Here is a 22,594-nt window from a genome sequence, read left to right as displayed (position 1 = left end):
ACGCCATGCTGAAGCCCTTCGAGGTCCACGTGCAGGCCAGCTCGCTGGAGTGCTTCCGGCCAAGGCTCACGGGGTTGGAGTGGGAGGCGCTCCAGGAGAACGCGGAGCAGGCCCGCGAGCGCATGGCGGGCCGCACCTTCTGGAATGTGAACTCCACGGCCCGGGGTGGAGGCGTGGCGGAGCTGCTGCCCCGGATGCTCGCCTACGCACGCGGGGCGGGTGTGGACACGCGCTGGATGGTGGTGCAGGGCACGCCCGCCTTCTTCCACGTCACCAAGCGGCTGCACCACGCGCTGCATGGCTCTCCAGGGGACGGCTCGGTCCTGGGGCCCGCCGAGCGCGCCTGCTACGCCGAGGTGCTCCGCGACAACGCGGAGGAGCTGCTCGTCCTGGTGCGGCCGGGGGACGTGGTGCTGCTGCACGACCCCCAGACCGCTGGGCTGGCCCCGACGCTTGCCGCGGCGGGCGCGCGCGTGGTCTGGCGCTGCCACATCGGGAGTGACACGCTCGATGCGGAGGTGGCGCGGGCGTGGGCGTTCCTCGCGCCGGACCTGGCCGCCGCTCGGCTCGCGGTCTTCTCCCGGGCCGCCTACGTGCCGCCCCTGCTCGCGGACCGGTCCGTCGTCATCCCACCCTCCATCGACATCTTCGCGGTGAAGAACCAGCCCATGGCGCCGGAGGTCGCGCACTCCATCCTGGGGCACACGGGGCTCGTGGAGCTGACGCCGGACGCGCCCGAGCCCGTCTTCACCCGGATGGACGGGGTCCCGGCCCGCGTGTCGCGCGGGGCGGACATCGTGCGGCTGGGCGCGGCGCCCGCCCCCGGGACGCCGCTCGTGGTGCAGGTCTCCCGGTGGGACCCCCTGAAGGACCCAGCGGGGGTTCTGCGGGGCTTCGCGCTGCTCCTGCGGGAGTCGCCCGGCCTGCGCGCGGAGCTGGTCCTCGCCGGGCCTTCGGTGACGTCCGTCGCGGATGACCCGGAGGCGGCGGCGACGCTCGAGGCCGTCATCGCCGCGTGGCACGAGCAGCCGCACTTCCTGCGCCAGCGCGTCCACCTGGCGTGCCTGCCCATGGTGGACCCGGATGAGAACGCCGCCATCGTCAACGCGCTCCAGCGCCACGCGGCGGTGGTGGTGCAGAAGAGCCTGCGGGAGGGCTTCGGGCTCACCATCACGGAGGCCATGTGGAAGTCCCGGCCCGTGGTGGCGAGCGCGGTGGGCGGCCTCCAGGACCAGGTCCGCCACGAGGTGGACGGCCTGCTCGTGCGTGACCCCGGGGACCTGGCCGGGTTCGCCGCCGCGGTGCGAAGGCTGCTGGACGATCCCGTCCTCGCGGCCCGCCTGGGGACCCAGGCGCACGAACATGTCCGCACCCGCTTCACCGCCGCCCGCCACCTCACCGACTTCGTGGCCCTGCTCCAGGAACTGGACGTGCGCGCGGAGGCGAGCGACTGACGCCGGACACCCTCAGGTGGCGCTCACGCTCCGGCCCACCTCCCGCCGCCGCGAGCGCAGCCACTTCTCCAGGCCCACGACGGGCAGCACGCACGCGCCCACCAGCACCGACCGCGCGATGTCCCCCAGCGACAGCGGCGCGGAGCCGAAGAGGCGCTGGAAGAAGGGCACGTACATGAACGCGGCCTGGAGCAGCACCAGCGCGGCGATGCCCACGAACACGGTGGGGTTGCTCGCGAAGCCCACCTCGCGCGTGGAGCCCGTCAGCGTGCGGCTCAGCCACAGGTAGAAGATCTGGAAGCTGACCACGGTGTTGACGGCCATGGTGCGCGCCTCGGCCACGGCCTGGTCGTTGGGGACGCCGTGGGTGCCGCCCTGGCGCTTGAACTCCCAGAGGAACAGGCCGATGGCGCCTGCCGCCATCAGCAGCGCGACGAGCCCGGTGCGCATCACCACGAAGTGGCTCAGGACGGGTGTGTCCGGCGCGCGGGGCGGGCGGCGCATGACGTGGCGCTCCTTCGATTCGAAGGCCAGGGGCAGCGCCAGGGTGACGGTGGCCACCAGGTTGATCCACAACAGCTGCGTGGGGCGCATGGCCAGCAGCGGTTCGCGCACGCCGCCGGCCTCCTGAAGGGGAAAGAACGTCACGCCCAGCATGAGGATGAGGGCGAGCCCCAGGTTGGTGGGCAGCACGAAGGCGAGCGACTTGACGAGGTTGTCGTAGACGCGGCGGCCCTCCTCGACGGCGGCGACGATGGTGGCGAAGTTGTCGTCCGTCAGCACCAGGTCCGCGGCCTCGCGGGACACGGCCGTGCCGGTGATGCCCATGGCCACGCCGATGTCCGCCTGCTTGAGCGCGGGCGCGTCGTTGACGCCGTCGCCCGTCATCGCCACCACGTGCCGCTGCGTCTGGAGCGCGCGCACCAGCCGCAGCTTGTGTTCGGGGGCCAGGCGCGCGAACACGTTCGTGTCCTTCACCGCCACGGCCAGCTCCGCGTCGCTCATGCCGGACAGGTGCGCGCCGGTGAGGCCCGGATGTCCCGGGGCGTGGAGGCCCAGTTGAAGACCGATGGCCTCCGCCGTGCCTGGGTGGTCGCCGGTCATCATCTTCACGCGGATGCCGGCGGCGTGGCAGGCCTTCACGGAGGCCACGGCCTCCTCGCGGGGCGGGTCGATCATCCCCTGCAGACCCAGCAGCGCGAAGCCGTCCTCCACGTCCTGGGGCCGCAGCGCGTCCGCGCGGGACATGCGCTTGTGCGCGAAGGCGAGCACGCGCAGCCCCTGCCTCGCCATGCGCTCCACCTCCGCCAGCACGGCGTCCCGGTCCGTCTCCGGTCCGCAGCGGCGCAGCACGACTTCCGGGGCGCCTTTCATGAAGAGCTCGGCGTGCTCCGGGTCGCCCGCGTGGAGCGCGGCCATGAACTGGTGCTCGGATTCGAAGGGGATGGCGTCCAGGCGGGGATGGCGCTCGCGCAGCTCCGTCACGCCCAGGCCCGCCTTCTTCGCGGCGAAGAGCAGCGCGCCTTCCGTGGGGTCGCCCGTCATGCCCCAGCGTCCCTCCCGGGGCTGGAGGTCGGCCTCGTTGCAGAGCACGCCCGCGACGAGCAGCGTGCGCACGTCGTCGGGCGGCACGTCCAGGGGGCGCCCCGCGTGAAGCAGATCTCCCAAGGGGGAGTGGCCCACGCCGGTGAGCGCGTAGTGCCCGCGCCAGGTCCACAGCGCCTGCACGGTCATCTCGTTGCGGGTGAGGGTGCCGGTCTTGTCCGTGCAGATGACGGTGGTGCTGCCCAGGGTCTCCACGGCGGGCAGCTTGCGGATGACGGCGCGGCGGGACGCCATGCGTTGCACGCCAATGGCCAGGGCGATGGTGACGATGGCGGGCAGGCCCTCCGGGATGGCGGCCACGGCCAGGGTGATGGCCACCAGGACGGCGTCGCTGAAGGCATACCCCCGGAACATGCCCACCCCGAGCAGCACGGCGGACAGCACGACGATGCCCGCGCTGATGACGCGGCCCAGCCGGGCCAGCTCCCGCGTGAGCGGCGTGCTCAGGTCCGCGGCCTGCTCCATCAGATGGGAGATGCGGCCCAGCTCCGTGTCGCCGCCGGTGGCGACGACGACGGCGGTGGACGTGCCGGACGTCACCAGCGTGCCGCCGAAGGCAAGGCTCGCCCGGTCCCCCAGCTCCGCGTCCACGGTCACGGCCGCGACGTGCTTGCTCGACGGGACGGATTCACCGGTGAGCGCGGCCTCCTCCACCTGGAAGTTGCGGGAGCGCAAGAGGCGCAGGTCCGCGGGAACGCGGTCCCCCGACGCAAGCTGCACGACGTCACCGGGAACGAGCTCCGCCGCCGGCCGCACCACCAGGTGCCCGTCGCGCAGCACCTGCGCGGTCTCCGGCACCATGTGGTTCAGGGCCTCGATGGCGCGGCCCGCGCGGTACTCCTGCACGAAGCCGATGAGGGTGTTGAGGACCACGACGGCGGCCACGACGAGCCCGTCGGTCACCTTGCCCAGCAGGATGGCCAGGCCCGCGGAAGCGATGAGGACCCAGATGAGCGGGCTGTCGATCTGCCGCCACAGGAGCTTCCACGCGCTGTCTGGCCGCGAGCGCTCCAGCACATTGGGGCCATGGCGCGCGAGCCGTTCCCGGGCCGCTTCCTCTGTCAGCCCCTGGGGCGCGCTGGAGAGCCGCTCCAGCACTGCGTCCGGGAGAAGCGCATGCCAGGGGACGGAAGGCGCGTCGGGGGCGCGAAGCCCTGCCTGCTTCCTCGGCTGTGACGGCTCCTGCATGGCGTGCCTCCCCTGGGGAAGCTGGCAACGGGCAGGGCCGCCCGTCAGCGGGAGGCGGGCCCTGCCGCGCAGGACACCGGGCGCTCCCACGCGCGCCGGTAATCCTGTGCTCAATCCGTCACGCGCTCGAACGACACCCCCAGGTTTCCGATCGCTTCGAGGGCGTTCTTGACGTCTTCCGAGACGATGAACGCAACCTTGAACTTCTTCAGCCGGAAGACCTGGGCGCCCTCGGTCTTCGAAGGGGCGATTCGCAGTCCGTAGATCCAGTTGTACTCCCCTTCGAATTCAGGGGGGTGGGCGCCCTCTTCGTAGTGATGCACCTCCCGGCACCGTGCCTCGTCGATGCAATCAATCACCTGGGTGGCATTGACGACGAAGAACGGGTCGGCTTCTCCCTCGATGGAAACCGGGAAGAGCTGCACGTCACCGGGTGCGAGAGTCCTGAAGACGGTGGCGACGGCTTCGCTGACGATGGGTGTTTCCTCAATCGAAGAGAATACGAAGTCTCGCCTGGTGCCAGGATGTGCGAACCGTGCCTTGAGGGGGCCAGGGTCGGTGAGGATGCGACCATCTACAAACATCCAAGGCTCGTCAAACGACTCACCCGAATCCCGTGTCGGCGTCGCAAGGAGCCACTGGGGTACACCGCCAAGTCTCACCCAATAAAAATACCGTTCCACCTCATCCCTCCCGCTTCACAATGAGACGCCGCAACGGAGAGTCCGACGTCAGAAGCTCGTTGGCTATCTTCGCAAGTTCCTCCATCAAACTGGCCCGACAGGTCTCAGTCGTCCGGCATCGGGTAACCGAACGATTGAGGCGCTGAAGTACCTCTGTATGGTAGCTCTCGGGGTGCGGCCCTTCATGACCCTTGAGCCGTATCTTGTTGGCAGCATCTTCGAGGGTCATCCCGGCCTTCTTGAAGACCTCCTCGCACTTCGGCGTCCAGGGACCGCCAGTAGCATCGGAGATGGGGTTCTTGTTCGTGCGGATGTGATGAACCGGCCCCGTCTCGTCACCGGGAAACCGCCCCTCTCCATACATCGCCAGTGCCGCCGCGGCTCCCGGAGCCAGTGCCACATTCAGCACTCCCGCAGCGGGCAGCGCGATGGAAGTCACGCCGCCATTCAGTGCCTCTCCAAGCTGGAATCCCGCTTCGGCTTGTCCTCGGAGCGCAGCCTGGGGGAATCCCGGGAGCCTGGGGCCCTGGGCCGCCATCGCATTCCTTCCGCCCAGGGCCGCGGTGACGAGCAACACCAGGACACGCGTCCCGTTCGTGCCGAGCACCTTCCCGAAGCGATGGCCGATGTCCTGCAACTCGATGACGCTCGTTGCCGTCCCTGCGTCGTCCCACAGCCGCACGAAGCCCCGGCCCATCTCCCAGACCGGCACCACCCCGAGGTAGGCCACCATCGCCGCGGTCAGTGCCACCGCGATGACCTTCGTGACGGGTTCGGGCAGCGTCATCGTGAGCTGCGTGAGGGCCGCCTCGAACGCATCCTCACTCACCTGGACCGGATCCACATCCAGGGATTCGTGGACCACGTGCCTGCCGTTCCCCACGTCGAGATGGACAACGCGAGTGGTCGCACACCCTCCCATCAAAAGCAGCCACAGGATAAGCCAGACTGATTGCATGGAACTCCCAGAAGCCGGCCCCTCTGGAAATCAGGAGGCGAGGCATCCTCACTTCTGGGTTTTTGGTTTTCAGTGATTTGCTCGATTTACAGGTGGAGAGCGCGCGTTCAGTCGGAAGCGGGGGCAGATCCTCCCACCCCTCGGGACACTCCCGCCGGCTGTCCGCCAGGGCACCTCGGGTGCGACTTCCGCCTGCCTCCCGCGAGGCAATCTCCCTTTGAAATTCAGGGCGCCTTCCCGTAGTTTCCCCCGCGACTTCGAGGAGCGTTGCGAGGCCTTCCCGGCCCCAGGCTCGAAGCCGAATGACCCAACGGCGCTCACCTGAACGCGTTTCTTGCGAGGGTGAGGCGGCCTTTCTTTCCAGGGCACGGCCGCTCCCTTGCCAGCAGGCGCGCCACCTGGATCCGGAGCCACACCATGACCGCGGTTACCCAGAAGCAGAATCAGGACTACGCCATCGCCGACCTCAAGCTCGCCAGCTGGGGCCGCAAGGAGATCCGCATCGCCGAGAGCGAGATGCCCGCGCTCATGGCGATCCGCGAGGAGTACGCGAAGCAGCAGCCGCTCAAGGGCGCTCGCGTCACGGGCTCGCTGCACATGACCATCCAGACGGCCGTGCTGGTGGAGACGCTCCAGGCGCTGGGCGCGCAGGTGCGCTGGGCCTCGTGCAACATCTTCTCCACGCAGGACCACGCCGCCGCCGCGCTGGTGGAGGCCGGCACCCCGGTGTTCGCGCACAAGGGCGAGTCCCTCAAGGAGTACTGGGACTTCACCCACCGCATCTTCGAGTTCGGCCCCGCCGGCAGCGACCACGAGGGTCCGAACATGATCCTCGACGACGGCGGTGACGCCACGCTGCTCATGCACCTGGGCAAGCGCGCGGAGAAGGACCTGTCCGTCATCGCGAACCCCCAGAGCGAGGAGGAGCGCGAGCTGTACGCCTCCATCAAGGCCAAGCTCGCCGAGGACGCCACCTGGTACTCGCGCAAGAGCGCCAAGATCATGGGCGTCACCGAGGAGACGACCACGGGCGTGCACCGCCTCCAGGAGATGTCCGCCAAGGGCACGCTCCTGTTCCGCGCCATCAACGTCAACGACAGCGTGACGAAGAGCAAGTTCGACAACCTCTACGGCTGCCGTGAGTCCCTGGTGGACGGCATCAAGCGCGCCACGGACGTGATGGTGGCCGGGAAGATCGCCGTCGTCGCGGGCTACGGCGACGTGGGCAAGGGCTCCGCGCAGGCCCTGCGCGCGCTGTCCGCCCAGGTGTGGGTGACGGAAATCGACCCCATCTGCGCGCTCCAGGCCGCGATGGAGGGCTACCGCGTCGTGACCATGGATTACGCCGCGGACAAGGCGGACATCTTCGTCACCGCCACGGGCAACAAGTCCGTCATCACCCATGAGCACATGGCCAAGATGAAGGACCAGGCCATCGTCTGCAACATCGGCCACTTCGACAATGAAATCGAGGTCGCCTCCCTGGAGCAGTACAAGTGGGAGGAGATCAAGCCCCAGGTCGACCACATCATCTTCCCGGACAACAAGCGCATCATCCTGCTGGCCAAGGGCCGTCTGGTGAACCTGGGCTGCGGCACCGGTCACCCCAGCTACGTGATGTCCAGCTCCTTCGCGAACCAGACCATCGCGCAGATCGAGCTGTACTCGCACAGCGACAAGTACCAGGTGGGCAAGGTGTACGTGCTGCCCAAGCACCTGGACGAGAAGGTCGCCCGGCTCCAGCTCAAGAAGCTCAACGCCCAGCTCACCGAGCTCACCCCCGAGCAGGCGAACTACATCGGCGTGGAGAAGAGCGGCCCCTACAAGCAGGACACCTACCGCTACTAAGCGGCGCGTCCTGACCTGACACACCCGGGGCACCGTGGGCCTTCAAGAGCCCGCGGTGCCCTTCGTGTTTTCAGAACAGCCGGTTGAGGCCGTTGAGCGCCGCCACGCGGTACGCCTCCGCCATGGTGGGGTAGTTGAAGGTCGTGTTGATGAAGTAGTCGATGCCGTTGCCCGGCCAGTCCTGCGCCATGATGGCCTGGCCGATGTGGATGATTTCGGAGGCGTTGTCCCCGAAGCAGTGGATGCCGAGAATCTCTCGCGTCTCCCGGTGGAACAGCAGCTTCAGCATGCCCACGGTGCGGCCCGTTATCTGCGCGCGCGCCAGGCTCTTGAAGAAGGCGTGGCCCACCTCGTAGGGGACGCCCGCCTGGGTGAGCTCACGCTCGGTGCGGCCCAGGCTGCTGATTTCAGGGCTGGTGTAGATGCCGGTGGGGATGTCCTTCACCAGCTTGTGCTCCATCCGCCCCTCCACGATGTGCGTGGCGGCGAAGCGGCCCTGGTCATAGGAAGCACTCGCCAGGGACGGGGCGCCCACCACGTCACCCACCGCGTAGATGTGGGGCACGGACGTCTGGTAGCCGTCGTTCACCTGGATGCACCCGCGCGAGTCCACCGCGATGCCCAGCGCCTCCAGCCCCAGGTCCTGGCTGTTGCCGGAGCGGCCGTTGGCCCAGAGGAAGACGTCCGCCTTCAGCCGCTTGCCGCTCTTGAGCTGGAGCACCACGCTGTCGTCGTGCGGCTCCACGGAGACCATCTCCTCCTGGTGGCGGATGAGCACGCCCTGTTCCCGCAGGTGGTAGGAGAGGGCGTCTGAGATTTCGTCGTCCAGGAAGGACAGGAGCCGGTCGCGCGTGTTCACCAGGTCCACCTTCACGCCGAGCATCCGGAACATGGAGGCGTACTCGCAGCCGATGACGCCCGCGCCGTAGATGATCATCGACAGCGGGGACTCGCGCAGCTTGAGGATGGTGTCCGAGTCGAAGATGCGCGGGTGGCGGAAGTCCACGCCCGCGGGCCGATAGGGCCTCGAGCCCGTGGCGATGACGAAGGCGTCCGCGTTGAGCAGCTCCACGGAGCCGCGCGGCTCGGTGACTTCCACGGTGTGCGCGTCCCGGAACTTCGCGCGGCCCACCACCAGCTCCACCCGGTTGCGCTCGTAGAAGGTGGTGCGCAGCTGCACCTGCTTGGACACGACGGTGGTCGCCACGCGCATCATGTCCTTGAGCGTGGTGTGGCGGGCCAGCTCCGCCCGCATCTCCGGGTGGTCGTGCTGCACGTCCAACAGCCGCTGGATGGCGTGGCGCAGGGCCTTGGAGGGGATGGTGGCGGTGTGGGTGCAGGCGCCGCCCACCAGGGCTCCCTGCTCCACGGTGCACACCTTGCGGCCGGACTTCACCGCCTTCATCGAAGCCCCTTCACCGCCGGGACCGGAGCCGAGGACCACCACGTCGAACCGCCGAGCGCTCATGGGTCCGGAGTGTTCCCCCAACCCCGTCCCCGAGGGAAGAAATCACCTCGGGGACGGGCACTGCTTCACACATCAGGTTCGCGGGACGGCTTCAGTAGGACGCCTGAAGCGTCAGCCCGGAGTAGTCCGTGTAGCCCTTGATCATCACGTGGTAGACGCCCGCGACGGGGCTGTTGATGAGGCACGACTCCGTGTTGCCGCCCGTCAGGGGGCGGCAGTCGTAGACGGAGTCCTCGGGCTTCGAGCCCTGGCGCACGTACAGGTCCGCGTCGCCCGTGCCGAACATCGTCTGCACGAGCAGCGAGGTCTTCCCGGCCGGCACGGTGATGGTCCAGTAGCGGTACGACCCCTGCGCGCCCGACAGGCCCGTCACCGGGACGTTGTTCGTCAGCGTGCCGGTGCCCGGGTTCCCCGTACCTCCGGTGGTGTAGTAGCCGCGCAGGGCCGCGCCGGTGAGCGTCATGTAGGAGTCCGCGTTGTACACGCGGACATGCCAGGTGCCCGCCGCGGGATTGGTGACGGAGCACGACTGGTTGTTGCCTCCGCCCGTGGTGCCTTTGCAGTCATAGGACGCCAGGGTGGGCGAGCTGCCTCGCTTCGCGTAGAGGTGGGCCATTCCACCGGAGCCGAGGTAGGTGTTGAACGCGAGGCTCGTGACCCCCGACGGGACTTCGAGCGTGTAGTCGCAGGAGAAGGTCCCGGGAGCCGCGCTCAGGCCGTAGGTGGTCGAGTTGTTGGTGATGGGGCTGGTGCTGGTGCAGCCCGGCTGACCGGTGGTCAGGGTGTAGGTGCCCGTGATGGTCGCGCCGGAGAACGTGCTGTAGCCATACATCCGGGCGTAGTAGATGCCGGACGACGTCACCGTGAGGGCGCAGCTCTCCGTGTTGGAGCTGCCGGCCGACTTGCAGTCGTTCGTCGCTGCCGAAGGAGTGCTTCCCCGGAGCACGTACAGGTCGCCGTCGCCGGTGCCTCCGCTGGTGGTGAACTCCACGCGGGTGGCCCCGGTGGGCACAGAGAGCTTGTAGATGCAGGACCAGGCGCCTGCCTCCTGGCCCACGCCGGATGCCGGCACGCCGTTGCTCAGCGTGGTGGTGCTGGTGCAGTCCACGGCCTCGGCCTGGAGCCGCCGCTCCGGCGGCGGGCCCTTCTCCACCACCGGGGCCTGTTCAACGACTTCTCCCGCCGGCGCTTCGATGGCGCCCTCTTCCAGGGCTCCGGTGGGCGTCTCCAGCTCCGCGCCACAGCCCGTCAGCGCGCACGTCAGCCACATCGCCGCCAAAGACTTCAGTCCAAGACGATTCAAGATGTTCCTCGGTTTGTGAGAACGCTTGTCGCCCGGGGCGGCGAAAGCCTGTCGCCGCCAGGCCCGGACAGTACGCAAGCTATCAAGCGTGTCTGACATTCCGCGTGAGGACGGCCCGCACGGAGGGCGCGGGCTGGAAGCTGGAGCCGGGCGGGCTTCTCAGGGCGAGCGGAAGAGGCTCTCGCCGCGGGCCAGGCGCTCGCGGGCCGCTCTCGCGTCCAGCTTGATGATGGCCTTCGGGTCCTCATCCGCCTGCTCCTCCGCGGAGAGGGAATCCCATTCCTCCAGGTCGAGGACCTCTGGAACGACAAGCGTGCGCAGGTCGGGAGGGTTCTGCGATTTGATGACCTTGCGGCCGTTCATCACGTAATGCGTGAGGTGTTTCACATGCAGCTGGGACGCGTCTCCAAAGAGGGTGAGCCACGCGCCGGAGCCGGAGTCGACGACCTCCGCCTCCACCACTCCCGCCGCGTACGTCACGCTGTCCATCGAGGTCGCGACGAGCGTCTCCTTCACGCGCAGCGTCCCGGTGCAGACGAAGGTGAAACCCACGCCGACGAAGAGGTTGCGGCACGTGACATCGCCGAACACGACGAGGACGCCCTCGTCATGCCTGTCGGCTTCCACCAGCACGTTGCCTTCGACGTCCAGGTTCCCCATCACCAGCGTGTAGGCGTTGGGTGGCCGCCAGGGAGCGGCGCCCGTCTCCTTCACCTCCGCGGGCTGGGCCCAGGGCTCCCCCACGTCGAGGGTGAACAGGTCCTCGACGAACTTGCGCAGCGCTTCGGGCGCGGACTGGAGCTGGGGCGGTGCGGTGGGCCTGGGCGGCATGGGCGGTCTTCCTTCCAGTGAGGGGATCCTGGCCTCCTCCTGCCCGGGGGCGGAGGCCGGGGCAACCGCATTCGTCACTCGATGGTGGCGAGGGCCTCCACGCCGTGCTCCTGGCACCAGCGGCGGTACGTCTCCAGCCGCTCCGCGGGGCTCACGCTCTTGAGGACCTGACCGTCGTCGCCCAGGTATTCGATGCCGCCCTTCACGGTGATGTGCAGGACGAGGGGCTCATCGCCCACGACCTGCCAGCTGTCGACGTTGCCGGGCGGCTCATAGACATACGTGCCCGGGCCAATCACCTCGCCGGTGTCGAGCAGCTTGCGGCGCCCGGAGATGTTGAAGGCGTGCGACTCGCCGACGTGGCGGTGCCGGGGGATGAGGGTGCCGGGCTCCAGGCGGAAGAGGTACATCCAGCCGCTGCCGTCGCGGAAGAAGCGCAGCGGCTTGAACGCGAGCCCGGGCCGGCCCATGGGGATCCACGGCATGCGCTCGGAGTCGACGGGGTGGGAGGCGTAGGAGGAATGGGTCATGCCGCAAGGATGGTCCACCGCTGGCCCGGTGACAGGGCCAGGATTGGCGAATTCCATTGGGCCAATCCGTGGGAGGATGCGGCATGGACTTCCATGTGGAGCTCCGAGGGCGCCGGGACCTGGCCGGGCAGATCTACCGGGGGCTGCGCGCGGCCATCCTCGACGGGCGCCTCCGACGCGGGGAGCGGTTGCCGCCCACCCGTGAGCTGGCCCTGCGCCTGGACGTGGCGCGCAACACCGTGGGCGTGGCGTATGAATGGCTCACCGCGGAAGGCCTCATCGCGGGGCGTACGCGAGCAGGGAGCTTCGTCCAGGGAGAGGCGTCCCGGCCGCGTGGCAGGGCAGGGCGGGAAACCCAGGTGCCGCTGCGCGCCCGGGCCTTCTGGCGCTCACTGCCAGACCTGCCAGCGCCGCTGGCCCCCGCCGCGTATGACTTTGGCGTGGGCAGCCCGGACGTCTCGGGCTTCCCCTTCGAGTCCTGGCGCCGGCTGGTGGCGCGCCAGCTGCGGGCCGCCACGGTGTCCGGGGGCTACGTGGACGCTGCCGGGCACCGGGGGTTGCGGGAGGCGGTGGCGCGGCACGTGGGCGTCGCGCGGGGCGTGCGCGCGGAGGCGGACGACGTGTTCATCACCAATGGCGCGCAGCAGGCGCTGGACCTCGTGGGCCGGGTGCTCATCGAGCCGGGGGACTGCGTCGCCATGGAGGAGCCGGGCTATCCGCCCGCGCGGCAGGTGTTCCAGTCGCTGGGCGCGCGCGTCGTGCCCGTGCCGGTGGACGCGGAGGGGCTGGACGTGGCGGCGCTGCCGGACACCGCGCGGCTCGTCTACGTCACGCCGTCGCATCAGTTCCCGCTGGGCATGCCCATGTCGCCCGCGCGCAGGGTGGCGCTGCTGGAGTGGGCGAAGCGGCGCGACGCGGTGGTGATTGAAGACGACTACGACAGCGAGTTCCGCTTTGGCGGCCGGCCCCTGGAGACGTTGCATGGGATGGACCGCTCCGGGCGGGTGCTCTACGTGGGCTCGTTCTCGAAGGTGATGGTCCCCATGCTGCGGATGGGGTTCCTCGTCGCGCCGCCGTCGCTCCAGCGGGAGCTGCGGTGGGCCCGGCGTGTGATGGATTGGCACAGCCCGGTGCCGGAGCAGGCCGCGCTCGCCCGGTTCATCGACAGCGGACTGCTGGCACGGCACATCCGCAAGATGCGGCGGGATTACGAGGCGCGGCACTCGCGCGTGGCGGAAGGGTTGGCGCGTCACTGTGGCGACTGGCTCCAGGTGGTGCCCTCCGTGGCGGGCCTGCACCTGAGCGCGACGTTCCGGCGAGGGGGCGTGGCGTTGGAGCGGGAGACGGTGGCTCGGGCCCGGGCCGCGGGGGTCGGGCTCATCACCCTGTCGCGTTACTTCATGGGGCCGCGCGCGCGGCCAGGGCTGGTGCTGGGGTATGGCGGCATTCCCGCGACACGCATTCCAGAAGGCTTGAAGCGGCTGGGAGCCAGCCTTGCCCATGTGGGATTGACGAGGGATTGAGCAACGCCTGTCACTTCGACAGCCGGGTCGCGTGGCTCGCGGCGAGCTTCCACTGGCCATCGCGGTAGACCCAGGTGTCGGTGAACTGGAAGTCGCCTTCGAACTGCGTCTTGCCGGAGTGGCCCTTGAGGGTGGTGATGCCGGTGACGACAGCGGCGTCGCCGTACAGGCGGATCTTCTGGTGGTGGTTGCGGAAGACCTCGTAGACGGGGTCCTTCTTCGCCACCTCCGCCAGGTTCTGCTCCAGGTCCGTCACCGTGCCCTTGGAGTCGGTGAGCGTGAAGCGCGCGTCCAGGCTCTTGCGCAGCGTGGCGACGTCGGCGGTCTCGAAGGCGCGGCAGAGCGCGGCCTCGACCTTGAGCAGCTCACGCTCGTCCTGCGCGGGGTCCCGGGCTTCCGCGGCGCCCGTGGCGAGGGCGAGAACGGTGGTCAGCGTGGTCTGGAGTTTCATCCGAGGCTCCGTGCGTGAGGAGGGAGGCAGCAGGCTACCGCGCTCAGACAGGGGCCGCGACGCGGACCAGCTGCTTGCCCAGGTTGCGGCCCTGGAACAAGCCGCGCAGGGCGGATGGCGCCTGCTCCAGCCCTTCGGTGATGGTCTCCGCCAGGGCGAACTCACCCCGGGTCGCCCAGGTGGACAGCTCGCGGAAGGCTTCGGGGAAGCGCGGGACGTGGTCCAGGAAGATGAAGCCCTCCATGCGCGCCCGCTGGAAGGCCAGCTGCATGTAATTGCGAGGCATGGCGCCGTAGTCCCGGTCCTTGTAGCCAGAAGAGACGGCGCCGCAGAGCACCACGCGGGCGCGCACCGCCAAATGATCCAGCGCCGCCTCCAGGACGGGCCCGCCCACGTTGTCGAAGAAGACATCCACGCTCTTGGGTGCCAGCGCCTGGAGGCGCGTCCGGACGTCCTCGGACTTGTAGTCAATGCAGGCGTCGAACCGGGCGGCGCGGGTGACCCAGTCGGCTTTATGCGCTCCGCCCGCGATGCCGATGACACGACAGCCCCGAAGCCGTGCGACCTGTCCGGCGATGGAGCCCACGCTGCCTGCCGCGCCGGAGACCAGGACGGTTTCACCTGGGGCCGCGCGGCCCACGTCGGTCACCCCCAATCCACGCGGTCAGCCCGCTGGCGCCGTAGAGGTTCAACATGGCCCTGGGGTCGATGCCGTCCGGCACCTTGTTGAAACCGAAGAGGCCCGCGTCACCGGCCAGCGCGTACTCCTGCCAGCCCGTCATGCCCGTCACCCAGTCGCCCACGGCCAGCCGTTCGGAGCGGGACGCGATGACCTGTCCGACACCTGCCCCGCGCATGACCTCGCCGAGTTCGACGGGACGGATGTAGGTCGCGTGGGGGTTGAGCCACGTGCGCTGGGTGGGTTCGATGGCGAGCCAGGCGACGCGCACCAGTGCTTCGCCGGGACCTGGAGTGGGGATGGACGTCTGGCGCCATTCGAAGCATGTGTCGGAGACTTCATCGTGGGGACGCGACTTCAGCACCCACTGGTGATTCACGTCGTCTCCTTGGTGAAGGCGGGGGCCGCGAGCCTCCGGGCGCAGTCGCGGAGGTCGTCCGGCCAGCTCCGGGTCCACTTGTTGAAGCGAGCGCGGTCGCCCGCGTAGAGCGCGCGGGCGGCCTCCTCGTAGCCCGGTGCATTGCCGGCCATCGTGGTCATGAAGCGGTCCGCGGCGGCCTGGGCGCGGCGGATGCGGTCGGCGTCTCCGCTGTTCGCGCGAGCGGCCTCCACCAGCTTGCGCAGGGCCACGGACGCGCCGCCGGGCTGATCGGACAGCCACTCCCAGTGGCGGGGCAGCAGCGTCACCTCTCGGGCCACCACGCCGAGCTTCGGGCGGCCGGGGCCTCGGGGCTCGGAGGACTCGGCGGCCGGGTCCGGCGCGGGTTGGAGGCGGGCGAGCACCTCCGCCAGTGTGCCGCGCAGGTGGAAGTCCACCGTCCGGCCCGTGGCGTCGTCGAACAGGAGCAGCGATTCATGCTCGCCCGCGTCGAGCGCGCCCTTGGCAGCGGTGACGACCTCGGCCGGTGGGCCGGAGGCAAGGAGGCGCTGGCCGGCGAAGGCGGTCCAGGTGGTGGAAGGCGAAGGCATGCCGGGAATATTACCCGGGTAGAAATGGGCGTCAATTATACCCGGGTAATATGTGCGCGTTGACCGGGATGGCTGGCCGTGGGAGCAGGTCGGTCAGGAGGCGAGGCATGAAGGACGCGAACCGGATTCCCGTCATCGTGGGCGTGGGGCAGATCAACGACCGGCCGGAGGATCCGCTGCGGGGCCTGGACTCGCTGGGCTTGATGGAGGCCGCGCTGCGCGCAGCGGACGCGGATGCGGGCGGTGGCTGGCTCTCCCGGCTGGATTCGCTGGCGGTGGTGGATCAGCTCTCGTTCCGGCAGATGGGGCCGTTGCCGCTCGCGCTGGCGGAGCGCCTGGGTGCACGGCCGCGCCTCCATGAGCAGACGGCGGAGGCCAGCGGCGACAGCCCGGTGCGGCTGCTGCACGAGGCGGCCAATCGCGTTGCCTCCGGAGCCGTGGAGGTCGCGGCGGTCGTGGGCGGTGAGGCGCTGCGCACGGCGGCCCGGCGTGCGGCGCTGGCGGCGGGGGACGCACCCTCGGCGCATAACGCCGCGACCAGCATCGGTGTCCAGGCGCATGCGGCCTACCGGAAGCGCTACGGCCTCAACTCTCCGGTCGACGTCTATCCTCTGTATGAGAATGCCGGCCGCGCTGCGTATGGCCAGACGCTGGCGGAGGCGCAGCGGGAGAGTGGCGAAATCTGGTCGCGGTTCTCGCGGGTCGCGGCGGGCAATCCGGGAGCGTGGCTCCGCGAGCCTTTGTCCGTGGAAGAGATTGTCACGCCCTCTCCGTCCAACCGGCCCATCGCGTTTCCGTATTGGAAGCGGATGGTGGCGAACAGCGCCGTCAACCAGGGCGCGGGGTTCCTCGTCACCAGCCTGGCGAATGCGCTCGCGCGGGGAGTGCCGGAGGAGCGCCTTGTGTACGTGGGGCGGGGAGTGGCGGCGCATGAGCCGGAGGACTTCCTCGCGCGTGATGGCTATGCAAGCTCACCGAGCATGGCCGTGTCGCTGCGCCGCACGCTGGAGCTGAATGGGTTGACCGTCGACATGCTCGACTTCGTGGAGCTCTACAGCTGCTTCCCGTGCGTGCCGAAGATGGCGCGCCGGGTGTTGGGCTGGCCACTGGAGAAGCCCGCCACGGTGTTCGGGGGGCTCACGTTCGGCGGTGGGCCCATCGCCAACTACATGAGCCACGTGGTGGTCAGCATGGTGCAGCGGCTGCGCGAGCAGGGACGCCATGGCCTGCTCTTTGGCAACGGCGGCTTCGCGACGTACAACCACAGCCTCGTGCTCACGCGCGAACCGCCGCCCGCTGGAACGCTGCCCCAGTCCTTCGAGCATCAGGCGGAAGCGGACGCCGCGCGCGGCCCCGTCCCTCCGTTCGTGGAGGACGCCACGGGCCCCGGCCGTATCGAAACGTACACGGTGCTGTACGAACGCGACGGCAGCCCGAGGTTCGGCGTCATCGTCGGACGTGGCGCATCCGGTGAGCGCTTCCTCGCGAAGGTCCCGGCGCAGGACACGGCGGGCATCAACTTCCTATGCGACGGGGAGGAGGAGCCCGTCGGCAGTGAGGGGCACGCCGTCGCCGGCCCCGGCGGGGACATCCTCTGGCGCCGGGTCTAGTATTGATTTCTTGAAATACCGTTATTTCTGAAGCAACCCGTTCAGCTCCACCGCGACAATGGAGCCTGCCCGCCCGTGGAGCGCGCCATTCATCTCGTGATGGCGCGACAGGAAGATGCGGGCTGGAACGGAGCCTGTGGATGCACCCCGCGAATCACAACTGGAAGAGCGCATGGAAGGCCCTGTCACTGGGGCTGCTGGCCGCGTGGATGGGCTGTGGCGGGGAGCCGCTCCAGGAGCCCTTGGACTCGCAGCAGGGGGCGCTCGTGGACGGCTACAACCTCGTCGTCACGGGCGTGAGCCCGACCACAGTGGCTCCGAGCAGTGCCGTCACCTTCAGCGCAACCATCCGGAACACGGGGAACGTCGCGACGCCCGCGGGCATCGTCCACGGTCTCTCCTTCTGGGTGAACGGTACACAGGTGTCGTGGTCGGACACGTACACGAGCTCCATCGAGCCGCAGGGCAGCGTCACGCTCACCGCCAACTCCGGCCCCGCGGGGACGAAGGTGTGGACCGCGCCGGCCACGGCGGGGGCCCACACGCTCCTCGCGCATGTGGATGACATCAACCGCCTGCCGGCGGAGACGAACGAGAGCGATAACCAGTCCAGCTTCCCGCTGAGCGTGACGCCCGCCGCGACCTGCTCGGACCGGGTGCGCAACGGCACCGAGACGGGCGTCGACTGCGGGCCGGACTGTGGCCCCTGTGAGTGGCCGTTCACCGCGGTGCCGCGCACCACGCTCCGGGCGTCGGCGAAGCGGGTGTATGCGCACTGGCACTACTACCCGGTGTCGTTCGACAACGCCAACCCGACGTCCAATGACTACTACGAGCGCGCCTACATCGCGGTGAATGGCGAGAGCGGAAGCCACGCGGCCTACGGCGGCATGATGCGGGAGCGGCCGCTCCCGAGACTTCCCCGCGCGGAGACTGACTGGCGGCTTCGCGACGCGAAGGACGAAATCGAACTCGCGGCGAGGATTGGCATTGATGGCTTCTATCTGAACCTGTGGACCGACAGCGACGTGAACAACGGCGCGGTGTGGACGCGGGCGAAGACGATTGTCGACGCGGCCTCGCAGGCCGGCGGCTTCGACATCATCCCCAACTTCGACATGACGATCCTGGGGACGGGGAGTCAGTCGGGGGACCAGGACCTGATGATTCGCATCCTGGGTCAGCTGAAGGGCTACGCGGCGCTCCTGCGGCGGCCGGATGGGAAGTATGTCGTTGGCCTGTTCAATCCTGCCGCGCAGGGCCGGACGGCGGCGTTCTACGCCACCGTGAAGCAGCGCGCGTCAACGGAGCTGGGCATGAGCCTGTACCTGGTGCCTGTCTTCCTTGGCACGGGGAGCACGGCGCTCTTCGAGGAGTACAAGAACGTAGGGGATGCCTACGCGGGGTGGGGGACGGCCGTCCCGGTGACGACGGCGGGGTACTCCGGGAACCTGAAGACGAAGGCGGCCGGATACGGCAAGTCGTGGATCCACCCGATGAGCAGCCAGGACTACCGGCCCAAGGACAAGGCCTTCTGGGAGGCGCGCAACTCACTGACGCTCCGCTCCATCTGGGAGAATGTAATTGCCGACGGCCTGGACGAAGTCCAGATCGTCACCTGGAACGACCAGCACGAGCACCACAACATCCGGCCGTCGACGGGGAAGCAGTGGCCCGCGTACGACATGACCGCGTATTACATCCAGTGGTTCAAGACGGGCACGCGGCCGACCATCGAGCGCGACGTGCTGTATTACAACCACCGGAACCACAATTCGTCTCTCGTGCCCACGACCCAGACGTCCGCGAACCTCGCGGTGTGCAAGGCAGGGTGCCCGGCGACGAATGAAGTGGAGCTGGTGGGCTTCCTCTCGTCCGCGGGCCGGCTCGAAATCACGCAGGGCACGGCGACCTACGGCGCGGACAAGACGGAGGGCGGCGTGCAGGCCATCCGGACGGCGCTGGCGGTGGGGACGCCGACCTTCCGGCTGAAGCGCTCGGGGGCCACCGTGGTGCAGTTCCAGAGCATGCACCCCATCGTGGGCTCCATCGCGTACCAGGACCTGCTGTACCGCGCCGGGAGCTCGGCCCGCGCGGCGCTCCCGTCCTGCGCGACCTCCTGTGCCAACGCAGAGGCCCGCTGCCGGCTGTGCCCCGGCGAGCCGATGTGGCTGAAGCGCTGAAGACGCTTGAGGGGCGCCGGGCCGCCCGGTGTTCCCTCAACACGGAGCTACCGAGCCCGAATCATCTGCTCGCGCAGTGTTGGCCCTGTCGGACCCAGAACACCGTTCGTTCCACGCGAATCACCAGCTTCGCGGCGGCGAAGAGGGGCGCGACCAGCTAGAGAGGAAGCTCGTTCACGTCTCTTCCGGCAGCTCCAGCGTCCGCGGGTTGATTTCAACGTCTGCCCATTCTCCTGAAGGAAGGCATCCGAGGCTCCTCGGAGACTTGAAACAGGGGATTCTCAAGTGACCTCGGATGGGGCGAGAGGGACCCTTGACGCGAGCGGGCGTAGACTTTGTCTGCATCGATTTTGCCCATCACTGACTCTCCTATTACAGATGTCTCAGGGAGCGCCTTCCATTGCGCCCCACGACGAGTCCCTGAGATTCGTCAAATCCCATCTGGAGGTCATTGATGTCGCAAATACCGACGAGGGTCTCCCTCCGTCCGCTGAATCTGTTTGTCGCTGCATTGGCGCTCGCCCTGGCCGTGGCCTGCGGCACAGAGACGAGCGAGGGCAAAGGCGTGGGCGAGGCAAGCCTTGGAGTCTCCGCCCAGGCCCTGACGGAGAATGACATCAGCCGTGTCACCGTGACGGTGAGCGGCTCCGGAATCACGCCGGACATCTCCCGCAACCTGTTCAAGACGGCCGGACAGTGGAGCGGAACCCTGGGAGGGATTCCCGTGGGCTCCGGCCGCACCTTCCTGGCCCGGGCCTATGACGGCTCCAACACCCTGCTGTACGAGGGGCAGGTCACCGGGGTCACCATCTCCCAGGACTCGACGGCGGCGGTCTTCATCCTGTTGCAGCAGAAGACAGCTCCCACGCCCTTCCGCAACAGCGCCCCGCGCATCAGCTCGCTGGTGGCGTCCTCCACCCAGCTGGAGCCGGGCCAGTCCACCACGCTCTCGGTGACGGCGACGGACGCGGACAACGACACGCTGAGCTACGCCTGGACGGCCACGGCGGGCACCCTGGCCAACGCCACGAAGGCAGGGGCCACCTGGACCGCGCCCACGACCGAGGGGCCCTTCACCCTCAACGTCAGCGTCACGGATGGCAAGGGCGGCCAGGCCGGCTTCTCCCTGGTCATCAACGTGTTGGCCGCCAAGGGCAAGGCCACGGTGACGACGTCCTTCAACACCTGGCCCGTGGTGAGCGAGGTGTCCGTCACCCAGGGTCAGTTGCTGCCCGGTGACAGCACGGGGCTCGACGTGACGGTGGCGGACCCGGATGGCGACCTGCTGACGTTCAGCTGGAGCGACGACTGCGGCGGCAGCTTCAACAACGCCACCGTCAAGAAGCCCACCTGGAAGGCTCCGGCCACCCGGCCGTCCAGTGGCACCTGCACCGTGTCTGTCGCGCCCAATGACGGCCGCGGCGGAAGCACCCAGGGCTCCCTCAGCATCACCATCGGCCTGCCGGACGTCCCCGACGCCGCCCCCGTCATTGACCAGACCTTCCAGTCCGCCAGCACCGTCGAGCCGGGCGGGGTGGTGAACGTGCTCGTGGTGGCGCACGACCCGGAGGGCACCGCCCTGTCCTTCACCTGGAGCGCCAGCGGCGGCACGCTGGGCACCCCGGCCACCTCCGCGTCCCAGAGCGAAGTGCTGTGGACCGCGCCCGCCAGCGGCGGCCCCTTCACCCTCACCGCGGTCGTCATGGACGCGGCCGGAGTGCAGGCGACGCAGAGCTTCACCGTCAGCCTTCCCTAGCCCGCGTTTCCCGTGAACCTCTTGCTCCTTGTGGGAACCCCTTGAATCGACCACACCCATTCCAATCCCTGGCGCTCCTCCCGCTGCTCCTCATGACGCTCGCGGCCTGCGCTCCCGCTCCCGCTCCCGCTCCTTCCCAGGAGGGCTCGGCCGACATCGCCGTCTCGGCCCAGGCCCTCTCGACCTCGGACGTGGCCAGGGTCACCCTCACGGTGAGCGCCGCGGACCTCTCCGCTGACATTGTCGCCAACCTGCAGAATACCGGCGGCCAGTGGAGGGCCGTCCTCGGTGCGATTCCGGCCGGCGCCAACCGCACCTTCCGCGCCCAGGCCTTCGATTCCTCCGACACCCAGGTCTATGAAGGCCAGGCCACCGGCGTCACCATCACCTCGAGCGCCACGGCCGCCGTGGTCATCGTGCTGCAGCAGACGACGGCGCCGACGCCCTTCGTCAACAGCGCGCCCACGATTACCGGCCTCACGGCCTCCACCAGCCGCGTGGACGTGAACGAGTCCGTCACGCTCGCCGTCACCGACACGGACGCGGATGGCGACGCGCGCAGCTACGCCTGGACGGCGAGCGGTGGCACCTTCGTCGACGCGACCACCGCCAGCCCGACGTGGACCGCACCGGCCACGGAGGGAACCTATTCGCTGAACGTGAGCGTGACGGATGGGAAGGGCGGCCAGGCGGGCATCTCCTTGAAGGTCGCCGTGGTGCGTGCCAGGGGCTCGGCGGATGTCGCCGTCGCGTTCAACACCTGGCCCGTGGCGACCCTGGTGACGGGTACTCCGTCCGGCCAGGTGGCTCCTGGGGGGGGCGTGAGCCTGGATGTGGCGGCGGTGGATGCCGACAACGATGTGCTCAGCTACAGCTGGGCGGATGATTGCGGCGGCAGCTTCAGCGCGGCCACGCAGCAGCGTCCAACGTGGACGGCGCCGGCCACGGCCCCCGCGAGCGCGGTGTGCAAGGTGACGGTGAGCTTGAACGATGGACGCGGTGGGAGCACGACGGGCCAGTTGGGCATCAACGTGGGGCTGCCCCAGATTCCCACCCGGCCCCCCGTCATCGATGAGCTCTTCCAATCCACCGACACCGTGGCCGTGAACGGAACGGTGAATCTGGTCGTGAGCGCCTACGACCCCGAGGGTGCGGCGCTCACCTTCACGTGGAGTGCCAGCGGCGGCACGCTGGGAACTCCTGTCACCAGCGCCTCTCGGAGCGAGGTCAACTGGACGGCCCCGTCGCTGGGAGTTTCTTCACTCATCACCCTGGTGATCCAGGATGCGAGCGGACAGAAGACGACCCAGACCTTCTCAATCAACCTGACTGGCGGGACGGTGACGTGCGTCAAGGTCGTCACCTCATACCTGAAGAAGGCGAACCCGTATGGCTACCCCGTCACCGTGAACTACAGCATGGTGGGCGGTGCTGGCGGTGGCATGGGCTTTAACTTCAGGGGCTCCAACGGAGCCACCGCCACAGGGAGCTTCCCACTGGGTTCCGGGAACCTGGAGGTCTTCGTCGGGGGCGGTGGTGGCTGGGGGGCCTACTG

General features: G+C 68.8%; 18 protein-coding genes and 1 riboswitch. Of the genes, 7 read left to right on the top strand and 11 right to left on the bottom strand.

The window, feature by feature from the left end; translation table 11 throughout:
* Positions 1–5 precede the first annotated feature (5 nt).
* A complete protein-coding gene (locus tag D7Y21_RS11465) occupies positions 6–1,454 on the top strand; it encodes a glycosyltransferase (protein WP_121713142.1) in 1,449 nt (482 codons plus the stop codon).
* A gap of 12 nt (positions 1,455–1,466) precedes the next feature.
* Here the strand turns inward: D7Y21_RS11465 and D7Y21_RS11460 are convergent, their stop codons facing one another.
* The 3 genes from D7Y21_RS11460 to D7Y21_RS11450 form a co-directional block, all read right to left on the bottom strand.
* A complete protein-coding gene (locus D7Y21_RS11460; RefSeq protein ID WP_121713140.1) occupies positions 1,467–4,247 on the bottom strand; it encodes an HAD-IC family P-type ATPase in 2,781 nt (926 codons plus the stop codon).
* Positions 4,248–4,357: 110 nt separating this feature from the next.
* On the bottom strand, positions 4,358–4,930 hold the full coding sequence (locus tag D7Y21_RS11455) for an imm11 family protein (protein WP_199735405.1): 573 nt from the start codon (positions 4,928–4,930) through the stop codon (positions 4,358–4,360).
* 1 nt (position 4,931) lies between these two features.
* Complete coding sequence (locus tag D7Y21_RS11450) at positions 4,932–5,888, bottom strand: AHH domain-containing protein (RefSeq protein WP_121713138.1); 957 nt, start codon at positions 5,886–5,888, stop codon at positions 4,932–4,934.
* Positions 5,889–6,141: 253 nt separating this feature from the next.
* Positions 6,142–6,214, top strand: a riboswitch (S-adenosyl-L-homocysteine riboswitch).
* A gap of 91 nt (positions 6,215–6,305) precedes the next feature.
* Here D7Y21_RS11450 and ahcY point away from each other — a divergent pair.
* On the top strand, positions 6,306–7,736 hold the full coding sequence (gene ahcY / locus D7Y21_RS11445) for an adenosylhomocysteinase (RefSeq protein ID WP_120561580.1): 1,431 nt from the start codon (positions 6,306–6,308) through the stop codon (positions 7,734–7,736).
* A 70-nt stretch (positions 7,737–7,806) separates the two neighbouring features.
* Here ahcY and sthA read toward each other — a convergent pair whose 3' ends face one another.
* From sthA to D7Y21_RS11425, 4 genes are all read right to left on the bottom strand, one after another.
* Positions 7,807–9,204 carry a Si-specific NAD(P)(+) transhydrogenase gene (gene sthA, locus D7Y21_RS11440; protein WP_120561581.1) on the bottom strand — a complete coding sequence of 466 codons (1,398 nt, stop codon included), beginning with the start codon at positions 9,202–9,204 and terminating at the stop codon, positions 7,807–7,809.
* Positions 9,205–9,295: 91 nt separating this feature from the next.
* Positions 9,296–10,507 (bottom strand): PPC domain-containing protein, encoded by a 1,212-nt coding sequence (locus tag D7Y21_RS11435; protein WP_158627278.1) that lies wholly within the window; start codon positions 10,505–10,507, stop codon positions 9,296–9,298.
* 159 nt (positions 10,508–10,666) lie between these two features.
* Positions 10,667–11,338, bottom strand: coding sequence for a hypothetical protein (locus tag D7Y21_RS11430; RefSeq protein ID WP_121713134.1), 672 nt, complete (start codon positions 11,336–11,338; stop codon positions 10,667–10,669).
* Between the two features lie 74 nt (positions 11,339–11,412).
* Entirely contained in the window at positions 11,413–11,868 is a 456-nt protein-coding gene (locus tag D7Y21_RS11425; RefSeq protein WP_121713173.1) for a cupin domain-containing protein, read from the bottom strand.
* Positions 11,869–11,951: 83 nt separating this feature from the next.
* Here D7Y21_RS11425 and D7Y21_RS11420 point away from each other — a divergent pair, with 83 nt between their 5' ends.
* On the top strand, positions 11,952–13,391 hold the full coding sequence (locus D7Y21_RS11420) for a PLP-dependent aminotransferase family protein (protein ID WP_120561584.1): 1,440 nt from the start codon (positions 11,952–11,954) through the stop codon (positions 13,389–13,391).
* 10 nt (positions 13,392–13,401) lie between these two features.
* Here the strand turns inward: D7Y21_RS11420 and D7Y21_RS11415 are convergent, their stop codons facing one another.
* The 4 genes from D7Y21_RS11415 to D7Y21_RS11405 are packed head-to-tail and all read right to left on the bottom strand — an operon-like array spanning position 13,402 to position 15,490.
* The gene (locus tag D7Y21_RS11415) at positions 13,402–13,842 is read right to left on the bottom strand and encodes a nuclear transport factor 2 family protein (RefSeq protein ID WP_120561585.1); all 441 of its coding nucleotides are present in this window, start codon (positions 13,840–13,842) and stop codon (positions 13,402–13,404) included.
* Positions 13,843–13,885: 43 nt separating this feature from the next.
* Positions 13,886–14,491 carry an NADP-dependent oxidoreductase gene (locus D7Y21_RS42625; RefSeq protein WP_233612065.1) on the bottom strand — a complete coding sequence of 202 codons (606 nt, stop codon included), beginning with the start codon at positions 14,489–14,491 and terminating at the stop codon, positions 13,886–13,888.
* On the bottom strand, positions 14,460–14,900 hold the full coding sequence (locus D7Y21_RS42620) for a hypothetical protein (protein ID WP_233612064.1): 441 nt from the start codon (positions 14,898–14,900) through the stop codon (positions 14,460–14,462). Before D7Y21_RS42620 ends, D7Y21_RS42625 begins: the two co-directional genes overlap by 32 nt.
* Positions 14,897–15,490: a DUF2239 family protein gene (locus tag D7Y21_RS11405; RefSeq protein WP_121713132.1), complete on the bottom strand. Its 594-nt coding sequence runs from the start codon at positions 15,488–15,490 to the stop codon at positions 14,897–14,899. Before D7Y21_RS11405 ends, D7Y21_RS42620 begins: the two co-directional genes overlap by 4 nt.
* A 107-nt stretch (positions 15,491–15,597) precedes the next feature.
* Between D7Y21_RS11405 and D7Y21_RS11400 the strand changes: the two genes are divergently transcribed.
* From D7Y21_RS11400 to D7Y21_RS11385, 4 genes are all read left to right on the top strand, one after another.
* A complete protein-coding gene (locus D7Y21_RS11400; protein ID WP_121713130.1) occupies positions 15,598–17,100 on the top strand; it encodes an acetyl-CoA acetyltransferase in 1,503 nt (500 codons plus the stop codon).
* 140 nt (positions 17,101–17,240) lie between these two features.
* The gene (locus tag D7Y21_RS11395) at positions 17,241–19,283 is read left to right on the top strand and encodes an endo-1,3-alpha-glucanase family glycosylhydrolase (protein ID WP_121713128.1); all 2,043 of its coding nucleotides are present in this window, start codon (positions 17,241–17,243) and stop codon (positions 19,281–19,283) included.
* A gap of 565 nt (positions 19,284–19,848) precedes the next feature.
* Complete coding sequence (locus tag D7Y21_RS11390) at positions 19,849–21,039, top strand: Ig-like domain-containing protein (protein ID WP_147443109.1); 1,191 nt, start codon at positions 19,849–19,851, stop codon at positions 21,037–21,039.
* Between the two features lie 92 nt (positions 21,040–21,131).
* Positions 21,132–22,594: PKD domain-containing protein (locus tag D7Y21_RS11385; protein WP_233612063.1), on the top strand; the 1,463-nt coding region annotated here is incomplete at its 3' end.

Origin of the sequence: Corallococcus sp. AB045, from assembly GCF_003668895.1 — a bacterium.
Taxonomy (GTDB): Bacteria; Myxococcota; Myxococcia; order Myxococcales; family Myxococcaceae; genus Corallococcus; species Corallococcus coralloides.
Note: the sequence above shows the minus strand (reverse complement) of the source record. Positions and strands in the feature narration are given on the sequence as shown.